Consider the following 20,406-nt stretch of genomic DNA (forward strand, 5'->3'; position numbering starts at 1 on the left):
CCCTTTATCGTCACTGCAGTTCAATATTCGCAATATGTCGGTTAACAGCAATCCATGCACCGGACACCCCAACAAATGCGCTGATAGTTAAACATAAAACAATCTCATCTGCATTAAAAGACTGAAGCTCAAAACCACTTTGATAAAGGTCTATCAATCGTTCTGCAGGTGCACTCACCCACCAGCTAAGCAAGAGAATACATAGGCTTGCGAAAAAACCACCCAACACACCGAACCAAAACCCCATATATAAAAAGGGTCTGCGAATATAGGCGTCCGTTGCGCCCACCAATTTCATTACCAACACTTCGTCTCGGCGACTTTCTACCGCCATACGAATGGTATTTCCCACAATCAGCAATACGGCAACCACCAACAATACCGACAAGGCATACACAAATCGTTGCCCAAAACTCAGTATATTCGCAAGACGCTGTAACCATTGTGCATCTAATTCGGCATGATCCACTTCTTTTTCGGCAGCCAATGTATCGCGTAATGCTTGCAAACTCGATAAAGTCGTAATGTCTACCGCTTGCTTAGGAATCACCCGCAACACGATAGGCAAAGGGTTCTCAGGCAGAGCAGACATAATCTGCTCATAACCACTGGATTGCTCGAAATACCTTAACCCTTCTTCCTTAGAAATATATTCCACCGATGCAATGTCATCTTGTGCGGATAATCGGTGAGACAGAGCCAAGGCTTGTGTGTCTTCCATGTTAGGGAAAAGGTACAGAGTAATAACAGACTGCTGTTCCCATTGATCCGTTACCGACTGTACGTTTTTCAACAATACATACAATCCGCCAGGCAAAGACAACGCAATGGCGATTACCATCACCGTCATAACGCTCGCCAAAGGGTAACTCACCAAACGCATAAAGCTTTCAGCCAATGTCGCTTGATGCTGACGCAAGTACTGCTTGGGGCTAAAAGTCGTCCGTGTCGGCCAATTATGCTTCGTCGCTTTAATAGACTCTCGAGTGGCGCCCCTCTGATTCGGCTTTTGTGCCATTTAGCCAAACCCTCCGTCGTTAACCATTCGACCTTGATTTAGGGTCAAGACACGATGTCGCATGCGCGCCACCAAGGCAAGATCGTGACTGGCAACCAGGACAGTCACACCAACGCGATTAAATTCTTGGAAAAGGTTCATAATTTCAGCTGACAACTTAGGGTCTAAGTTACCCGTTGGCTCATCCGCTAACAGTAACTGAGGTTTGTTCACTACTGCTCTGGCAATACCAACGCGCTGCTGTTCACCACCAGACAATGCCATCGGGTTATATTTTTCTTTGTCTAATAAGCCGACTTTATCTAGCGCAGCTCTAACACGTTTGGCAATTTGCGCCGGATCCGCGCCACTCACTTGCAGAGGTAAGGCAACGTTATGAAATACGCTTCGGTCTAATAACAGCTGATGATTCTGGAAAACCACACCAACACGACGCCTATGGTGGGGCACGGCACGTCGGCTTAATGTGCGCAGATCAACCCCGTCAACCAAAATTTGGCCCGAGGTCTGACGTTCTATCATCATCATGAGTTTCATCAAGGTACTTTTGCCTGCACCTGAATGCCCAGTAAGGAATGCCATTTCACCTTGTCGCAAATGAAAGCTCACCTGCGATAATGCTTCTTGACCACTCTCGTACTTCTTACCAACCCGCTGAAATTCAATTTCCACGTTTATCCGCTATCCTTTCGTAAAAAGGTTTAATGTATTTCTACTCACCATCGAATAAGGCATCAATAAATTCTTGCGCCACAAAAGGGCGTAAGTCATCGGCTTGCTCCCCTACACCAATGTAGCGTATTGGCAAAGCAAACTGTTTCGATATCGCAAAAATAATACCGCCTTTTGCGGTTCCGTCTAGCTTAGTTAACGTAATGCCGCTTACACCAACCGCTTCCGAAAACAACTTCGCCTGACTAATTGCGTTTTGACCAGTACCGGCATCTAGCACAAGCATCACTTCATGAGGCGCGTGCACATCCAGTTTTTTCATTACGCGAACGACTTTTGACAGCTCATTCATCAGATTCGCTTTATTTTGCAAACGCCCTGCTGTATCGGCAATAACAACATCAATGCCTTTGGCTTTGGCAGATTCGATAGCATCATAAATGACTGAGGCTGAATCCGCGCCAGTATGTTGCGCCACAACAGGTACATTATTGCGCTCGCCCCACACTTGCAACTGCTCAACGGCGGCAGCACGAAAAGTATCGCCCGCTGCCAACATAACACTTTTGCCTTCTGCCTGATATTTTTTCGCCAGCTTACCAATGGTCGTCGTTTTTCCTACGCCATTTACACCAACCATTAAGATCACAAAAGGACCATCTTGATTTACTGGCTCTAGCTCTTTTTCAGAGACAGAAAGAATTCCCTGCATATCCGCTTTCAATTGGCTCAACAGGGCTTCAGGGTCTTTTAATTCTTTGCGATTCAGCTTTTCCGTTAAACCAGTCATTAAGGCTTGTGTTGCATCAATCCCCACATCTGCCATTAATAACTGAGTTTCTAATTCTTCCAGTACATCTGCGTCGACTTTCTTGTGCCCACGAACAACCGAAGACAAACCATTCCCTAAGCCGCTTCGCGTGCGAGACAAGCCAGACTTGATACGCTGAGACCAAGATAATGCCGGCGCTTGTTCTTCAACTGGCAAGCTTTCCGTTGCGTCAGTATGACTGACTTCTTCTATTACCGTGGAATCTGTATCAACAGTTTCCGGTGTATCTGAATTGCCATCTGCCGCTTTAGAAGCATCTATATCCTTTTTCTTAGCTGCTTTAATATCTGCATTCATTTTATTCACAAAACGGCGGCGAATAATAAAGGCTATAATGGCTAAAAGTGTTCCAATCGCAATCGGAACATAACGCGCATATTCACCAAAATACGGTGTGAAAAAAACAATGATTTGATTAACAACTTCCATTAAATCGGTCTCTTTATTTTGACTGATGCAGTGCACATCAGTGAAATGCTATGATTGGACATTGTGCCACGCAGATAAGCACTAAAACGACTATTTTAACATCATTTTAGTGTGCAAACAGGCCTAGTTTCACACTAACACATACCGTTTCAAGGTTAATTATGTCAGACAGTAACAAACCTCTCTTTAGTCGACCTGTTTTAGCGGCCATTATGCTGTTCTGTACCCTGGCAATTTGGTTGCTTAATTTAACCGCGAGTAATAGCACCACACTTCCAACCCCTAAAGTAGAAGCTTGGTCGACCACATCGGGCATCCCTGTAGTGTGGCTCAAACAAGAAGCGTGGGAAAACAGCAACAAAGTTGAGCTGCGCTTTGTTTTTCGTTCTGTTACGACCAATACCGCACTTATAGAAACGACATTGGCGATGTTGATGAGCGATTCTCTTCCATTGAGTACCGCCTCTATCAACCAAAGACTTGCACCATTGGCGGCCAGTGCAAACAGCTATTATGACCACGAAAATCAAGTCATTGGTCTAACCCTAAACAATGAAACCGATTATTTACTGCCCTCGCTATCTTTGATTACCAAATGGCTAAAAGATCCCGACTTCAAACGTCGTACTTTTGATAATTGGCAAACTCAACGTTCAAAGTCGCCAAATGCACAACACGTACTTGAAGACGCCTTATTCTTTGACAGCGCAGAAGAACAAGTCAGCAAAAACCTCATGCCGGCATCACTGGAGCACATTGTTGACTACTATCAGAGCCTTAAAAACGCAGTCGTTGCCATTTACGTGGTCGGCGATCTAACGCTTAAAGCGCAGCAAAGCCTTCGAACAGCACTGAACGCAATCAGCCAAGACTTCAAAATAGCCAAGGACCCAGCCGAGAAAATCCAACACGAGCCCATCAGTAGTACCATTCAGCAGAACCAAGGCGACCTTTGGCAAACTCGCAGTGCTATCGCTCTAAAACCCGTTGCCACAATAAAAGAATGGATTAGCTTACAGATTTGGGGGGCAGACTTGGTTTCCACTCTAAATAAGCAACAGCACATAGACTTTGTTCAGCTTGCCCTCACGCTTTCGCCAAAGAACCCTTGGGCATGGTGGAGTATTCAATACAGCAATAATCCGATTATCACTCCAACAGCATCAAACGAAAAAATGGATCAATTGATCAACGCGAAAAGTCTTGTTTTTACAGAGCAAGTCCCCTCTGTTCAGGATGAAAAAACATTTCAGGCTTTACTGGATGCCTTTAAAACACAGCTAGAAACCCAAGCCTTATCGCCAACTTGGTGGAGCTATATCGCCACACAAATCGCCCATCTAGACGGCCCGCTTACTCTAGAGCAATTCGCTAATAACTACCAAGAAGCAGTGAATAGCTTTACCGCAGAAGATTATCAAACGGCTCTCTCTCAACTATTAACACCATCGTCTTATCAAGAGATTCAGGTTTACCAATGAAAAAAAAACCACTAAACAACGCTTCAAGTAAAAGCCAAGCAAAAGCCGCTAAACTTCGGATAATTGCTGGTGAATGGCGCTCCCGCCAGCTGCCAATCCCAAACATTGAAGGGTTACGTCCCACTCCAGACAGGGTCAGAGAAACCCTCTTCAACTGGATTAACCATGAAATTCCTGGCGCGGTTTGTGCTGATTTTTTTTGTGGATCAGGCGCCCTAGGATTAGAAGCCTTATCTCGGGGAGCAAAGCATCTGACCTTCGTCGATAACTCCCGAGTCGTCACCCAACAAATGACGCAGAACCTAGCCACATTAGGTGCTACCAATGCGACAGTGACGGCACAGAACACCGCAGTTTTTCTCGATACAGCCACGCCTCAGCCAATGGATATCGTATTTTTAGATCCACCATTTCGTAAAGGTTGGCTAGCACAAATCATCCCCTTGCTTGAAAAAGGCTGGCTTGCCGATCGCGCCTTGGTGTACATAGAAATGGAAAAAGAGGCCCTTTTACCAGAGTTGCCCAGCCACTGGTCGCTAATAAAAGAGAAAACCGCCGGACAGCTAGTTTACCGCTTGTTTAGTATTACCCAATAATCGACCTAATTATTAACAGCCCTGCTCAAAACAGGGCTTCTTTCGTTTCCTTCGCCCTACTTTCTGCACCAATTGAAAGCGTTATCTAAATAAAACCGACCATTTATTCGACCGCTCCCCCAAACGTGCTCATTTTTTAAACTTTTAGCACGATGATTGCATAGACCAATAACCCACATAGCCACTATGTGCATGTTATTCCAATAAACAGCCGAGCTGGAAGGTCATTATGTTGTTAAACCTATCCTTTAAAACGAAGTTATTAATACTGTTAATCACTGCAATTTTAGGACTCGTCATCGTCACTTTTGTGGCAATTGGCGGATTATCCTCTCAACAGGAAGCGAACAATAAACTAAGAAACCTATCCAAAATTCAAGCTTCCAATGACCACCTCAGCATTCAAATGCTGGACATAGCCGACCGCTTAAGATCCGTGTCGGTGGATACCGTTCAAGAATACCTTGCAACAACAAACCAACAAATCGAACAAAATACAAACACCATTACAGCCAGCATAGAGAAAGCCAATAGCCAAGACCTCAAGAAGGCACTAGAAGAAAACTTGGAACGCATCAATCTCTATAGCCGATCACTCATTGCTCTTATTAAAGAGCGAAGCATCATAGGCTTTGATTCGTCTTCTGGCTTACGTGGCGAAATTGACCGTATGGGCACAGAAATCAGTGATGACATTCAAAAGCTCAGTCTATTAAGACGCGAGTTCACAAACGTTCGAAAAGCGGAAGCCAGTTATTTATCGGACCCTACCGCAGAGAATTTAGAGGAATTCAACACCAGCTTTACTCGGTTCGACAACCGAATCGAGAATTTTGGCTTTCAAGAGACTCATGGCGTTAAAGCCAACGCCTATCGAGCCGCGCTTTTACAGTACGGCCAAGCCTATGTCGCTCTGAATGAAACAGAGAACACCTTCTCACAACAAAAAGACAACTTTACCAAAGTCCAGCTAGCGACCAACACACTGATTGAAACCAAATTAGTAGAAGCCGAAGAAGCGGCTCTGAAAAGCTCCTCTCAAGCAAACGCCACCTTATTGACGGTCAGTATTGCCATTATTCTAGTGGCGGCATTACTAATGATCGCCATAGGACGCAGTGTAAACACTACCCTACAAGGCATCATTGCCGACCTAAACAAGGTTAAAAAAGGGGATATGTCCTCAAAAGCAATCGTCAATACAAAGCGTAATGATGAATTTGACCAACTCAGCCAATCATTGAATCAGATGACGGGGGGCTTGAGCGATGTCCTCAAAGATGTGGTATCGACGACAGATAATGTCAGTGGCATGTCGACAGATTTAAATAACACCATAAGCAGCATTGCTGGCAGCAACCACTTGGTAAACCAGCGCACCAATTCTTTAGCAACGGCCACAGATGATATATCAAACCGCTTAACGGAATTGTCGAACACCACCCACGCCCTAAAAGGTCACTCCAATGACACTTACCAATCGGCAAAATCTGGTGCAGATACCATCAAAATGGTACTAAACAGTATCAGCGATACGGTAGAAATCGTTAATACCACCAGCCAACAGCTCAACGAGCTAGGCCGATTATCCAAGGATATAGATAGCGTGATCGCTATGATCAATGACCTTGCCAGCCAAACCAATCTACTCGCATTAAACGCAGCCATTGAAGCCGCGCGAGCAGGGGAAGCCGGCCGAGGATTTTCTGTCGTAGCTGACGAGGTGCGAGCCTTGGCAGAAAAAACCGTCGACGCTACCTCAAAAATCACAGACATCGTTGGCACCATCCAGAATTCCACCCAAACAGCCATCACCACCATGGAAAGCGGACAAGACAATTTAAAAATCATTGGTGAAAATGGCAGTAAGGCAGAAGATGCCATGCGTGATATCGAAAGCAATGCGATGACAGGCTCCAAATCCACAGACTCAATGGCAAGCGCCATTCAAGATGTTGCCAGCACTGCGGTGCAAATGAGTTCAGAGATGGAACAAATCGCTCAACAGCTCAACCAAGATACGCATTCTATCGATGTCATGGCGGATAAAACCAAGCAGATTCAACAGCTCTGCGAGCAACTGGCCAGCAAGACTCAAGTCTTCACCCTCCCTTAACCTACCAAACACACAACACAAGACGCTTCTATGTCCGCCACACAAGGCAATAGAAGCGTTTTTGTCTACGCCTGTTTTCCTCCTCTCGCCTCTTGATGACACTAGGCGCAGACGCTAGACTGTACGGCATCATTCATCGATGAACTTTCCCTCTCTTCTTAACGGGAATTCGAGCACTTTCATTAGGATACAAACAAACCTATGCCGGACGTCATTCCAGCCGACTCTATTGGTATTGTCACGCCACAGATTGCGCAATTCGACACGCCATTAACGCTTTCATGCGGACAAACACTGTCATCATATGAACTGGTCTATGAGACATATGGAACGCTAAATAAAGCCGCCTCTAATGCCATTTTGATTTGCCATGCATTGAGCGGCGATCATCACGCAGCGGGCTACCATAGCATGTCTGACAAAAAACCAGGCTGGTGGGACTCGGCGATTGGACCTGGCAAAGCCATTGATACCAATCACTTTTTTGTTATTGCTCTGAATAACTTAGGGGGGTGCTGTGGCTCAACAGGCCCAACCAGCATCAACCCAGAAACAGGCAAACGTTGGGAAGCCAGCTTTCCAATCGTTACTGTAGAAGATTGGGTCGAAAGCCAAGCGCGTTTAGCGGACTTGCTAGGTATCCAAACTTTTGCCGCCATCGTTGGTGGCAGCTTAGGGGGAATGCAGGTGCTTGAATGGAGCATTCGCTTCCCGACGCGTTTGCAGTCCGCAGTAATAGTGGCGTCAGCACCAAAGTTATCGACACAAAATATCGCCTTCAACGAAGTGGCACGTCAATCTATTCGCCGTGATCCTGATTTTTTTGATGGCAACTACCTAGAAAACAGCTCTGTACCAACCAATGGCCTTGGTTTGGCACGCATGCTTGGTCATATCACCTATTTATCGGACGACGCCATGGGCGCTAAATTTGGCCGTCAAATGCGCCATGACAGCTACCAATACAATTACGGCATCGAATTCGAAGTAGAAAGTTACTTGCGCTATCAAGGCGAAGCCTTTACCAAGCGCTTTGACGCCAACACCTACATGCTAATGACCAAAGCGTTAGATTACTTTGATCCGGCAGCGCAAACGAATGGCGACCTCGCGGCAGTACTGAGTCGAGCTCAATGTGAATTTTTATTGGTCTCCTTCACTACCGATTGGCGATTCTCTCCAGAGCGCAGTGAAGAAATCGTTAATGCACTCGTCAAAGCCGGTAAGCAGGTGTCATACGCCAAAATAGAAGCCGCAGAAGGTCACGATGCCTTTTTGTTCCCGATTCCACGCTACATGTCGGTACTCAATACCTTTCTAACCCGTGTTGCCAATCGCTTAACCACGGAGGTCAAATAATGCGTTCTGATTTAGAGATAATCGACGAATGGGTACAACCTAATATTCGTGTACTCGATTTAGCATGTGGCCCCGGTGAATTGCTCCATCACCTAATTAAAAATAAGCAGGTGAACGGCTATGGCTTGGAAATCGGCCATGACGATTTAAACACCTGTATCGAAAAAGGCATTCCAGTTTTAGAACAAAACATAGACGAAGGCTTACAAAATTTCGACGACCAAAGTTTTGACCTCGTTCTGATGACTCATGCCTTGCAGCAGTTCCGCCGTCCAGATTTGTTGATCGATGAGATGCTGCGTATTGGTAAAGAATGCATCATTACCTTCCCTAACTTTGGCCATTGGCGCAGTCGTATGCATTTGGCGTTAAAAGGTCGCATGCCTGTCTCAGACTTTTTGCCATACAACTGGTATGACACACCAAACATTCACTTTTTTACCTTCCAAGATTTTGAACGTCTGTGTGAAGAAAAGAACATAAAAGTGCTACGTTGGGCTGCCGTAGATGGACAGCTAAAAGACCACTGGTGGATTCGCTCTATGCCGAATTTATTCAGCGAAACAGCGATCTTCCATATCAGTCGCTAAGCAGATAACCATTGAAGTCGAGCAACTAAGATGACATCAAGGCGGCGAACCAGCCGCCTTTGTTTTACGAAATCGAGGAAAAATCCGTGAACAAAACCATCGTACTCGCCAGCAACAACGCCGGTAAAATCAAAGAATTCAATGCGTTACTGGGTGACATGGGCATTGATGTAAAACCGCAAAACGAGTTTAACGTCGAAGAAGCTGAAGAAACGGGCCTAAGTTTTATCGAAAATGCGATTTTAAAAGCTCGTAATGCTTGCGCTCATACCGGCTTACCAGCCTTAGCCGATGATTCTGGCATTGAAGTCGATTACCTTAATGGCGCTCCAGGCATTTACTCCGCCCGCTTTGCTGGTGAACATGGCAATAACGACGCTAACAATGCCCTGCTATTAGAAAAACTAGACGGCGTACCTGAGTTAGAACGTACTGCACGCTTTCATTGTGTTCTGGCTTATATGCGTCACAAAGACGACCCTACTCCGCTGGTATTCCACGGTGTTTGGGAAGGCCGTATTTTGACCTCGACGGAAGGCCAAGAAGGCTTTGGTTATGACCCTTTATTTTATGTACCAGAATGCGGTTGCAGTGCCGCCAGCTTGCCAAAAGAAGTCAAAAATCAAATTAGCCATCGCGGCAAAGCATTAAAACAGCTTGTTAGCGCGTTCCAACAGCAATCAGCTGCGCAACAAGGTACGCCATTTTGAGCAACCTATTGCCACCGCTAAGTCTATACATACATTTACCTTGGTGTGTGCGTAAGTGCCCATATTGCGACTTCAACTCCCATCAAGCGGATCGCTTTGAAGCCAATGGCAAGCTGCCAGAAGACGCTTATTTAGCACAGCTACTCGCTGATTTAGAAGCCGATTTACCTTATGTCGCAGGACGCCCTATTCAAACGGCGTTTATTGGCGGTGGCACGCCAAGCTTAATGAGTGAAGATTTCTATTATCGACTCATGAATGCCCTACGTGAAAAACTGACTTGGGCAGACAATGCCGAAATCACCATGGAAGCCAATCCAGGTACATTTGAACAAGAGAAATTTCGTCATTTCCGCCAAGCGGGCATTAATCGCTTGTCCATTGGCATTCAAAGTTTTCAGCCAAACCTGTTGAAAACCCTAGGAAGAATCCACAACCGTGAAGAAGCAATACACGCTGTGGATAAGTCCAGAGCCGCTGGCTTCGACAATATTAATCTGGATTTGATGCACGGTTTACCCGATCAAAGCCTTGAAATGGCACTAGAAGACTTATCTCTTGCTATCGAGCTGAACCCGGAACACTTGTCTTGGTATCAACTCACTATCGAGCCAAATACTGAATTTTATCGCCGACCACCAACACTGCCTGAAGACAACACCTTATGGGGAATTCAAGACGCAGGACAAGAGCTGTTGACCAAACATGGTTACGCTCAGTACGAAGTGTCGGCTAATTCAAAAGAGAACCATCGCGCGGCACACAACCTAAACTATTGGCGCTTTGGAGATTACATAGGGATTGGCGCAGGTGCTCACGGCAAGATCACATTAGTTAATGGTCAAATATTTCGTACACGAAAGACTCGCCACCCAAATCATTACTTAAATAACCTACCCGAAGCTTTAGTCATTAAAGAAGCCATAGAGCAAGAAGACCTTCCGCTTGAGTTCATGATGAACCGTCTGCGTTTGTTTGAAAGCTTTGATTTAAAGGATTACCAACGATTTACCTATCAAAGTGTCCCTGATTCTCTAATTCAGGCCTGTGGAGTCGCAATAAAACAAGGCTTATTAGACGCTGATGAATGGAACAAACAGCGCATAAAAACCACCGAAAAAGGCAAATTATTCCTCAACGAATTACTTGAGCTATTCCTTCCTTAACCCGTCAAATTGTTTACTATAATTTGACATCTAAACATATTGATGTAACTCTTATCCGGTTACAAACAAAAAAGGCCATCTTTGATGGCTTTTTTGTTGTCTTTCAGAACTTTACAGTTGAGTTATGCTAGCTCAATAATCAGTCCTTGCTAGCAAAAAAAGGCTCAGCCAGACAAAGATTTAAACAAAAACTCAAATGATGCTGAAGCAGACGAAAACTGTCAAAACAGTTCCAAAAACGTCGCTATCAGAACAATTTGATGCAATAAATTCTCTTAATGTTGAGTAGCGGTATTGTGCAAAAAACATTCATGTGGGTTTTCGTTTAAATAACGTAACAAGAGTCTTTGAACACATAGCATGGCTATTAAGAAAAAAATCGGGAAAAGTTTTCACTAATTCGGGAGAAGATTTATGACTAACAAAGTACCTGACAATGGTCGGGCAGAATACAATACATCGTATAAAGTGGGGCAAGACAACGTTCAGTTCCTTGGTCTCGATGTATTGAACCCAGTATTTAGTACGAGCGCTGTAATCATCTTTGCATTTATCATCGGTAGTATCTTATTTCCTTCTGATGCAAGTGTCATTTTGTCTGGTGCAAAGAATTGGTCGATCAATAACTTTGATTGGTTCTTTATGGTTGCAGGTAATATTTTCGTTCTCTTTTGTTTGCTACTCATTCTTCTTCCTCTCGGTAAGATCCGCCTTGGCGGCACTGAAGCAAAAGCAGAACACTCCACCATCACTTGGTTCTCAATGCTGTTCGCAGCAGGTATGGGTATCGGTCTGATGTTTTGGAGTGTGGCTGAACCTGTTGCCTACTACACTGGTTGGTACGGTACGCCATTTGATGTTGCAGCCAATACACCGGAAGCAAGAGATTTAGCAATGGGCGCTACCATGTTCCATTGGGGTCTTCATCCATGGGCTATTTATGCTGTGGTTGGCTTGTCTTTGGCGTTCTTTGCGTACAACAAAGGTCTTCCTCTTACCATTCGTTCCGCTTTTTACCCACTATTCGGTGAAAAAGTTTGGGGCGCTATTGGTCACGTCATTGACGTCATTTCTGTTATTGCGACTATTTTTGGTTTGGCAACATCACTTGGCTTTGGCGCTATGCAAGCGACAAGTGGCTTGAACTTCTTGTTCGACATTCCAAATACACTAACAACGCAAATCTTAGTGATTACTGGTGTAACCGCAGTAGCGATTATTTCGGTAGCCCGTGGTCTTGAAGGCGGTGTAAAACTACTGTCTAACGTGAACATGATTATTGCCGCTGTACTGGCCGTTTTCATCGTCATTGTAGGCAATACTGGCGCTATCTTTTCTGCCATGATTGCTTTCTTGTTTAGCTACGTTGAAAACATCATCCCATTAAGTAATTGGATTGGCCGTGAAGACACTACGTTCTACCATGGCTGGACTGTGTTCTACTGGGCTTGGTGGATTTCCTGGTCACCATTTGTCGGCATGTTTATCGCACGCGTTTCTCGTGGCCGTTCTGTTCGTGAATTCGTTATTGCTGTGCTATTAGTACCGACTGTTGTTTCTCTTGTGTGGATGTCCGTATTCGGTGGTTCTGCTCTAGATCAGTCTGCAAATGGCATTGGTGCATTAGCAAACGGTATCTCTGATTCTTCATTGGCTATGTTCCAAATGTTTGCTAGCTTGCCAATGACGTCTGTGATTTCCTTCATTGGTATCATTCTGGTATTGGTATTCTTCGTTACCTCTTCTGACTCAGGTTCTTTGGTTATCGATGGTATTACCGCTGGTGGTAAAACTGACGCACCAATGATCCAACGTGTTTTCTGGGCGATCCTAGAAGGTATCATTGCGATTGCATTGCTTGTTGGTGGTGGTTCTGAAGCACTTGGTGCAATTCAAGCCGCAGCAATCACCATTGGCCTACCATTTACCTTACTCATGTTGATCATGTGCGTAAGTCTATGGAAAGGTCTACACAGCGATATGCACTTGTATAAATAACTTATATTGCTAAGCAACGCGGACAGCAATGTCTGTCCGCGTTGTATTCTTAATATAAATGCTATATTCTCTGCGTCCTCTTAGGGGAGTAATCTTCTTTGTAGTGCAAACTACAAAGATTCTTTGTCAACATAATTGAGCCTCAAGCTCATGGCAAAGAAGTCCTGACTCGATAATAAATCGTTGGGATTGATGAGACTTAAGACAATGACTTGGCTCAGGTGGGCACAGGTTCGTTGTCTTTTGTTTTATTGCCCACCTAGGACCTATCAAATGGAAGCACTACTCACATCGATCTCCACTGTCGCTCTCGCGGAAATGGGAGATAAAACCCAACTTCTCGCTCTATTCCTTGCTACGCGCTTCGCGTCTAAATCTTCTATTGTTCTTGGTATTCTTGCCGCCACACTACTCAACCATGCGTTATCAGCTTGGATCGGTGTTGAAGTCGCACAATGGATTCCAGAAAGTGCCATTAGTTGGGTAGTTGGTCTAAGCTTTATAGCAGTGGGTCTATGGCTATTGATTCCAGACAAAGACGACAGCGATGATAATAGCATGCTGAAATACGGCGCATTTGGTGCCACTTTTGTATTGTTTTTCCTTGCGGAAATTGGTGATAAAACTCAAATTGCCACTGTTTTGCTAGGCGCAAACTACGGTAGTGTTTGGATGGTATTGATCGGTTCCACGATTGGCATGATGTTAGCCAATGTGCCTGTTGTCTTTGCTGGCAACTGGATCATGGATAGAATTAATGCAGATCGAACTCGTCAGCTTGCTTGTTTGTTGTTTCTTATCTTAGGCGTGGTCACCATTGCTTCGCCATTACTTCATTAAAAGGCTCTAATAAACAGGAATGTATTATGGACGTCGAATTAACAGAAATACTTGAAGCGCTTTGCCAACATGCTCCATTCAATGAGATTGCTGACGACCCGCAACTCAAGGACATGACAAAAGAAATAGAGATCCAGTATGTTCGCGCTGGGGAAATGGTTATTGCTCAAAGTGCCTTAAACAACACCTTGTTCTTTATTCGCAGCGGTGCAATAGAAATTCTCAGCAAAGATAAAAAGTTAATTCGACGCATGAACGAAGGCGAGCTGTTTGGCTACGCCTCTATTTTGCGCGGCGGTAAATCCTCTCAGGCGATGCGAACCATAGAAGACAGCTTGCTGTACCGTATTCCAGCACGCTGGTTCCTAAAGCTGCACCAAGAAAATGATAATTTTTCTGACTTTTTTCAGCTGGCTAGAGAAGCAAGATTGCGTGCCGCCATGGATGCGCAAAACTCCGATGTCTCCTTAATGACATGTCCTGTCGTCAGTTTATTAAGGCGCCCTCCGATCAGCACAAACATTGATTCAAATATTCGTGTCGCCGCTCAGATCATGGCAGAACACCGCGTTTCTAGCTTATTGATTACAGACGGCGATGAATTGATAGGCATCCTAACAGACCGAGACTTGCGCACCCGAGCGGTTGCTCAAGGTCTTGCTTACGATACGCCTGTTTCAGAAATTATGACTCGTGATCCAATCGTCATGGACAGCGGTGATTACGCATCAGAAGCCGTGTTAAAAATGATGGAACGCAACGTCCACCATATTCCGATCGTCAAAAACGGTCGCCCTATAGGCGTTGTCAGTACTGGTGACATCATTCAGAAAGAAAGCCACGGCAGTGTCTATCTGATCAGTGATATTTATAAACAAACCAGTATTGAAGGCTTAAAAAGCATCAGCCAAAAAATGACCCACACGTTCACACAGCTTGTGGTCGCTGATGCCAATACACAAATGATAGGCAATGCCATGTCGCATATTGGCACCGCCTTTGTGAAACGATTATTACAATTAGCCGAAGAAATATATGGGCCGCCACCGGTGCCTTATTGCTTTATTGCGCTTGGTTCACAAGCACGCGAAGAGCAAACCATCAAAACAGACCAAGACAATGCGCTTATTTTAAGCGACAAATACGATAAAAAGCTTCATGGGGAATACTTTGAAGCGCTAAGCGACTGGGTATGTCGGAACCTTGACGAATGTGGTTACACACTGTGTAGCGGCGATATCATGGCTTCAAACCCACGCTGGCGTCAGCCGCTAAAAGCGTGGAAAGAAAATTTCAGCGAATGGATACAAAAGCCAAAAGCCGAAGCTCTATTACGCTTGTCGATTTTCTTCGATTTACGCGGTATCTACGGCGACAAAACCCTCGCCAAACAATTGAATCAACATATACGCCAACAGGCGCAACAACACTCTGGCTTCTTAACCTTTATGGCCAGAAACGCCAACCAACGCAAACCACCTTTGGGTTTCTTTAGGCAATTTGTCTTAGACGGTGAAGGTAAGCAATCGCGTACCTTCAACTTAAAAGAACGTGGCATTGCGCCAATCATCGACATTGTCCGAGTACACGCTTTGGCCTGTGGTAGCGATAAGCTCAATACCTTGGAACGAATAGAAGACATTGAAGCGGCAGGCTTACTGCCTGGCGGACGCGCGAAAGACCTTGCTTTGGCATTAGAAATGATCGGCATGGTACGAATTCGCAACCAAAAAGAGCAGATTGAAGCAGGTGAAGAACCAAACAACCACGTCAACCCAGAGCATTTATCTTCTTTTGAAAAGCGTCATTTACGCGATGCGTTTCATATCGTCTCTCGCCAACAGGAGTTTATAAAGTTCCGATATGCAGGGAAGCGTAGTTAAATGTCAAAGCACCTATTGAAAAAGAAGAGCACAGAAGAGATCCAAGACTGGCAAGCCATGTTTGCACAGTGGGCTGAGGAAGCACCAGAAGGCCCATTAAAGCGCTATTACCAAGCAGGCATGATTGCGCCCAACACCGCGCTTAAAGACACACCTTTGTTAGCGTTGGACTTAGAAACAACTGGCCTTGACCCACAACATGATGAAATTATCAGTCTTGGTTTGATTCCACTTAGCAGCAAAATCATTCGCTGCCAAGGGGCGAAATACTGGATGGCAAAGCCAGAGCATTCGTTAAACGCTGAATCGGTAACGATTCATGAAATAACTCATGCAGAGCTCGCTGGAGCCCCCTCTTTGAATGCGATCTTAGACGAGATCTTGATCGCGTTAACCAGTCAAGTAGTGGTTGTCCATTGCGTTGCTATCGAACGACAATTTTTGCTCGAAGCGTCAATGAAAGCCTACGGTTATCCATTGTACTTCCCTGTGCTTGATACCATGGACATTGAACGCCAGGCGACCTTCAAACCTTGGTGGCAACGCTTTGGCAGACGGCCTTCATTGCGCTTAGACGCATGCCGCCAACGTTATAAACTGCCTCGTTACAAAGCACATCACGCACTCACTGATGCCCTGTCATCGGCGGAACTGCTGCAAGCACAGATTTCCTATCACATGGATCCAGAAGCGGACATCTCAAACTATTGGATGTAAGCCTCACGCAGGCTCAGTTATCGAGGGACAGCTCTCACGAACCACCAGTTCGGTTTCTAGCACCACGTCCCTCGCTTCTCTAAGCCCTAGGAACACTTCCGCTGCCACACGGCCTTTTTCCACGGTGTGCTGATGTATCGTGGTGATTGAAGGGTGAATATTGGCGCTTTCCGCGATGCCATCAAAGCCCACGACCTGCAAATCTTCCGGCACTCGTAAGCCTAAGTGTAAAGCAGCTTGCACCGCAGCAATGGCAATACAATCACTCATGCACAATAACAACTGTGGGCGCTGAGCCATGGTCAATGCTTCACGGGCGGCTTGATACGCTTGTTTATGGTTATTCTCAGGGATATTCCAAATATGCTCAGAAGGCACTGATAGTTCATGCTCTTCCAATGCTTCGAAGTAACCATGTAAGCGTTGAATAGAAATCGACGCCGCGCGGTCAAATAACTCATCTTCACGTATCCGACAGACACGATCCGTATCCAGCAAACTTAAGCCTAGAATGGCCACCGACTCAGGTTTATGCTGCAACGCATGATTCGCCACTCGGTAAGCACCGCTGTGATTTTCAATGTTGACCGACGTGGTACCCGGAATAAAACTGTCCACCGTAATAATGTTTTTATTCGGCATTAGCCAGGGCGCGTTAATGCATTGTTGAGGTTTATGGCCGTAAACGATAAAGCCATCCACCATAGACGATTGCATACGACTTTGTGCGTCTTGTTCTACATGGTCAGACGACAGCAGTAACATGTTGTACTCATTGGCCTCAAAGACTTCCGCCATGCCTTTCAAAAACTGATTCGCAACCGGATCGGTGAGGCTATAACTCAAATCGTCTGAAAGCACGATACCAACAATTCCGGTTCGCCCCGTTCGCAAGCTCCGAGCCGCAGCATTAGGGCCAAAGTAACCCATTTTCTCACATTCGCTAAGAATGTTTTCACGCAAGTGGGCTGATAATTGATCTGGGCGATTAAATGCGTTTGAAATGGTTGCCGTAGACACATTCAAGCGCTCTGCGACATCTTTTAAAGTCAGCTTTTTTATATTTTTTGTCATGCTCACTGTCCATAATTACCAAAAAACAACGACAAACAAGCCGATTTAGGTCTCCCAAAATCGGCTTGTTTGTTACTACAACCTAATGTCGTATAACAGAGAAGTTTAAGAAAGCTTAGCGAAAAACGCCTGATACGCTGGCAACGTCAAGGTTTGACCGTTCAATGATGATGTAAAGCCATGCCCTTGCAGTTCAGCCGCAATATCATTCCCCACAGTCGCTTGTTGAGATTCCCCAGTCATATTCAACACTACCAGCAAACGCTCACCTTGATACTCACGAACCAAAGCAATCAACTGCGCATTATCCACATCTCGCTGCGATAACTCACCATTCACCAAAACCGGTTGCTGTTGACGCCAATGAATCAGCTTACGCACCTTATGTAATAGCGCATCTGGATTCGCTTCCTGCTCAGCCACGCTCAAAGGTAACTGCTCTTTAGACACTGGCAACCAAGGCTCTACTGTAGAGAAACCACCTAATGGCGACTTATCCCACACCATGGGTGTACGACAGCCGTCACGGCCTTTGAACACTGGCCACAATGGAATGCCATAAGGGTCTTGAATGCGTTCAAACGGCACATCCGCTTCAGGTAAGCCTAATTCTTCACCTTGATACAAACACACACTACCACGCAGAGATAAAATAAGCGCTAAGGTAATCAGAGGATAGGCTTCACCATCTTCATTCGCCCCCCAGCGTGTGCGAGAACGCACAACATCGTGGTTCGACAGCGCCCAACATGGCCAGCCATCGCCCACTATCTCTTGCATGTTTTTCAACACATCACGAATATAATCTGGTGCATGTGGCTTATTCAAAAAATCAAACGTGTACGCCATATGCAGCTTGTCGCCGCCAGAAGTATATTCTGCCATGCGTTTTAGCGGGAAATCGTCACCGATTTCGCCCACAGTCGTCGTACCCGGATATTCGTCCATCATGGCGCGCATGTCTTTTAGAAAATCGAGGTTTTCTGGACGGCTCAGATCGTACACATGTCGTTGGTAGGTATAAGGGTTATCGTGTGGCGCCCCCATAGTTTTGGGCTCACCAGGTAACACCGGAGGATTGTCTTCCAAACCTTCACTATGGAAATAGAAGTTTACCGTATCCAAACGGAAACCATCCACACCCATATCTAACCAAAAACGCATATTCTCCAAATGCGCTTTACGTACATCTGGGTTATGGAAATTAAAATCAGGCTGAGACTCCAAGAAATTATGCAGATAATACTGCAAACGACGGCTGTCCCACTTCCATGCACTGCCACCAAAAATAGATAGCCAGTTGTTTGGTGGCGAGCCATCTGGTTTAGGGTCAGACCAAACATACCAATCGGCTTTAGGGTTCGTTTTATCTTGTCGACTTTCTTCAAACCAAGGGTGAGAATCCGCAGAATGACTGATTACCTGATCAATCATCACCTTAAGACCTAATTCATGAGCACGATCAATTAAGGCTTTAAAATCCGCTAACGTGCCGAACATAGGATCGATATCGCAATAATCTGACACATCATAACCAAAATCTTTCATTGGTGATGTGAAGATAGGCGACAACCAAATCGCATCCACACCCAATGACGCTACGTAATCAAGCTTGCTTGTAATGCCCGCTAAATCACCAATACCATCGCCATTCGCATCCATAAAACTACGTGGGTAAATCTGGTAAATCACTCCACCTTTCCACCAATTTAAAGTGGTCGTCATAACGGCTCTCCAAAAACAAAAAAAACAGGGAACAACACCATGTTCCGATCAAAAGAATTCAAACGATTAACGACGATAAGACACTTCTTTATCATCAAACAAATGCATTTTTTCTGGTAAGGCAGACAAATGAACCGTGTCTCCACGCTGAGTTTTCAACGTACCTGCTTGCTTCGCAATGATCATGTCTTCACAGCCTGGCACCGTGAGATACAGTAACGTTGCTTCACCTAAAGATTCTACGAACGTCACCTTACCTGATAAAAAGCCTTCCGCCTCAGTCGCTACAACCAGCAAATCTTCAGGACGTACACCAAAGAATGCCGCTTTCGCTTGCTCGCTGGCCTCAGTCACAATAGGGGTTTCAACCGTGATACTAGAAGATAAAGACACATGGGTTTGCTCGCCGGTTTTTTCGATACGACAAGGCACAACATTCATCGCTGGCGAACCAATAAACTTAGCCACAAAAACGTTAGCAGGATGCTCATAAAGTTCTAATGGCGACCCCACTTGTTCGATATTACCTGCCGACAACAACACGATACGATCGGCCAAAGTCATCGCCTCTACCTGATCGTGGGTCACATAAATCATGGTTGAATCTGGCATCGTGTCTTTTAAGTTGGCGATCTCCATACGAGTCGCCACACGCAATGCCGCATCCAAGTTCGACAAAGGCTCATCAAACAAAAACACCTTAGGTCGACGAACAATTGCTCGTCCAATCGCCACGCGCTGACGCTGGCCACCGGAAAGGGCTTTCGGTAATCGATCCAAGTAAGGCGTAAGCTGCAACATCTCAGCCGCTTTACGCACCTGCTGATCGATACTTTCTTTGCTGACTTTAGCAATCTGTAGACTGAATGCCATGTTGTCGTACACAGACATATGCGGGTACAAAGCATAGCTCTGGAATACCATCGCAATACCACGCAGTGCAGGCGGTATATCATTCACCACCTGACCATCTATTTCTAACGTACCAGCCGAGATTTCTTCCAGACCAGAAATCATACGCAACAAAGTAGACTTACCGCAGCCCGAAGGCCCAACAAAGACAATGAACTCGCCTTTTTTAATGTCTAAATTAATGTCTTTTAACACTTCCACTTTATTGGAATAAATCTTTTTAACATGGGTTAACTTTACATCTGCCATGATTCAATCGCCTCAATCTAAATACGTACCTTGAGTGAG

Annotated in this window: 17 protein-coding genes and 1 riboswitch; of the genes, 11 read left to right on the forward strand and 6 right to left on the reverse strand. The window is 45.3% G+C overall.

Going from position 1 to position 20,406, the window contains the following annotated elements; translation table 11 throughout:
- Window positions 1-10: 10 nt before the first annotated feature.
- Genes ftsX through ftsY form a run of 3 tightly spaced genes read right to left on the reverse strand, consistent with a single transcriptional unit; the run spans window position 11 to window position 2,951 of the window.
- Complete coding sequence (ftsX, locus tag DFP75_RS15905; protein WP_110577037.1) at window positions 11-1,018, reverse strand: permease-like cell division protein FtsX; 1,008 nt, start codon at window positions 1,016-1,018, stop codon at window positions 11-13.
- Window positions 1,019-1,690 carry a cell division ATP-binding protein FtsE gene (gene ftsE, locus DFP75_RS15910; protein WP_110577038.1) on the reverse strand — a complete coding sequence of 224 codons (672 nt, stop codon included), beginning with the start codon at window positions 1,688-1,690 and terminating at the stop codon, window positions 1,019-1,021.
- A gap of 40 nt (window positions 1,691-1,730) precedes the next feature.
- Window positions 1,731-2,951: a signal recognition particle-docking protein FtsY gene (gene ftsY, locus DFP75_RS15915; RefSeq protein WP_110577039.1), complete on the reverse strand. Its 1,221-nt coding sequence runs from the start codon at window positions 2,949-2,951 to the stop codon at window positions 1,731-1,733.
- A gap of 161 nt (window positions 2,952-3,112) precedes the next feature.
- Here ftsY and DFP75_RS15920 point away from each other — a divergent pair, with 161 nt between their 5' ends.
- The 11 genes from DFP75_RS15920 (at window position 3,113) to DFP75_RS15970 (ending at window position 16,407) form a co-directional block, all read left to right on the forward strand.
- Window positions 3,113-4,432 carry a peptidase M16 family protein gene (locus DFP75_RS15920; protein WP_110577040.1) on the forward strand — a complete coding sequence of 440 codons (1,320 nt, stop codon included), beginning with the start codon at window positions 3,113-3,115 and terminating at the stop codon, window positions 4,430-4,432.
- Complete coding sequence (gene rsmD, locus DFP75_RS15925; RefSeq protein ID WP_110577041.1) at window positions 4,429-5,028, forward strand: 16S rRNA (guanine(966)-N(2))-methyltransferase RsmD; 600 nt, start codon at window positions 4,429-4,431, stop codon at window positions 5,026-5,028. The genes DFP75_RS15920 and rsmD overlap by 4 nt, the downstream gene beginning before the upstream one ends.
- Before the next feature lie 229 nt (window positions 5,029-5,257).
- Entirely contained in the window at window positions 5,258-7,144 is a 1,887-nt protein-coding gene (locus DFP75_RS15930; RefSeq protein ID WP_110577042.1) for a methyl-accepting chemotaxis protein, read from the forward strand.
- 201 nt (window positions 7,145-7,345) lie between these two features.
- A complete protein-coding gene (metX, locus tag DFP75_RS15935) occupies window positions 7,346-8,503 on the forward strand; it encodes a homoserine O-succinyltransferase MetX (RefSeq protein WP_110577043.1) in 1,158 nt (385 codons plus the stop codon).
- On the forward strand, window positions 8,503-9,093 hold the full coding sequence (metW, locus tag DFP75_RS15940) for a methionine biosynthesis protein MetW (RefSeq protein WP_110577044.1): 591 nt from the start codon (window positions 8,503-8,505) through the stop codon (window positions 9,091-9,093). The genes metX and metW overlap by 1 nt, the downstream gene beginning before the upstream one ends.
- 86 nt (window positions 9,094-9,179) lie before the next feature.
- The gene (rdgB, locus tag DFP75_RS15945) at window positions 9,180-9,803 is read left to right on the forward strand and encodes an RdgB/HAM1 family non-canonical purine NTP pyrophosphatase (RefSeq protein WP_110577045.1); all 624 of its coding nucleotides are present in this window, start codon (window positions 9,180-9,182) and stop codon (window positions 9,801-9,803) included.
- Window positions 9,800-10,969: a radical SAM family heme chaperone HemW gene (gene hemW, locus DFP75_RS15950; RefSeq protein WP_110577046.1), complete on the forward strand. Its 1,170-nt coding sequence runs from the start codon at window positions 9,800-9,802 to the stop codon at window positions 10,967-10,969. Before rdgB ends, hemW begins: the two co-directional genes overlap by 4 nt.
- A 414-nt stretch (window positions 10,970-11,383) precedes the next feature.
- Window positions 11,384-12,967 carry a BCCT family transporter gene (locus DFP75_RS15955; protein ID WP_110577047.1) on the forward strand — a complete coding sequence of 528 codons (1,584 nt, stop codon included), beginning with the start codon at window positions 11,384-11,386 and terminating at the stop codon, window positions 12,965-12,967.
- A 69-nt stretch (window positions 12,968-13,036) separates the two neighbouring features.
- Window positions 13,037-13,234, forward strand: a riboswitch (yybP-ykoY riboswitch).
- 6 nt (window positions 13,235-13,240) lie between these two features.
- The gene (locus DFP75_RS15960) at window positions 13,241-13,807 is read left to right on the forward strand and encodes a TMEM165/GDT1 family protein (RefSeq protein ID WP_110577048.1); all 567 of its coding nucleotides are present in this window, start codon (window positions 13,241-13,243) and stop codon (window positions 13,805-13,807) included.
- Window positions 13,808-13,833: 26 nt separating this feature from the next.
- Window positions 13,834-15,690 carry a DUF294 nucleotidyltransferase-like domain-containing protein gene (locus DFP75_RS15965; protein WP_110577049.1) on the forward strand — a complete coding sequence of 619 codons (1,857 nt, stop codon included), beginning with the start codon at window positions 13,834-13,836 and terminating at the stop codon, window positions 15,688-15,690.
- Complete coding sequence (locus DFP75_RS15970; RefSeq protein ID WP_110577050.1) at window positions 15,691-16,407, forward strand: 3'-5' exonuclease; 717 nt, start codon at window positions 15,691-15,693, stop codon at window positions 16,405-16,407.
- 3 nt (window positions 16,408-16,410) lie between these two features.
- Here the strand turns inward: DFP75_RS15970 and DFP75_RS15975 are convergent, their stop codons facing one another.
- The 3 genes from DFP75_RS15975 to DFP75_RS15985 form a co-directional block, all read right to left on the reverse strand.
- The gene (locus tag DFP75_RS15975) at window positions 16,411-17,481 is read right to left on the reverse strand and encodes a LacI family DNA-binding transcriptional regulator (RefSeq protein WP_110577051.1); all 1,071 of its coding nucleotides are present in this window, start codon (window positions 17,479-17,481) and stop codon (window positions 16,411-16,413) included.
- A gap of 105 nt (window positions 17,482-17,586) precedes the next feature.
- Window positions 17,587-19,206 (reverse strand): alpha-glucosidase, encoded by a 1,620-nt coding sequence (locus DFP75_RS15980; RefSeq protein WP_110577052.1) that lies wholly within the window; start codon window positions 19,204-19,206, stop codon window positions 17,587-17,589.
- 66 nt (window positions 19,207-19,272) lie between these two features.
- The gene (locus tag DFP75_RS15985) at window positions 19,273-20,367 is read right to left on the reverse strand and encodes an ABC transporter ATP-binding protein (protein WP_110577053.1); all 1,095 of its coding nucleotides are present in this window, start codon (window positions 20,365-20,367) and stop codon (window positions 19,273-19,275) included.
- Between the last annotated feature and the right edge of the window lie 39 nt (window positions 20,368-20,406).

It is taken from the genome of Marinomonas alcarazii (genome assembly GCF_003208215.1).
GTDB lineage: Bacteria > Pseudomonadota > Gammaproteobacteria > Pseudomonadales > Marinomonadaceae > Marinomonas > Marinomonas alcarazii.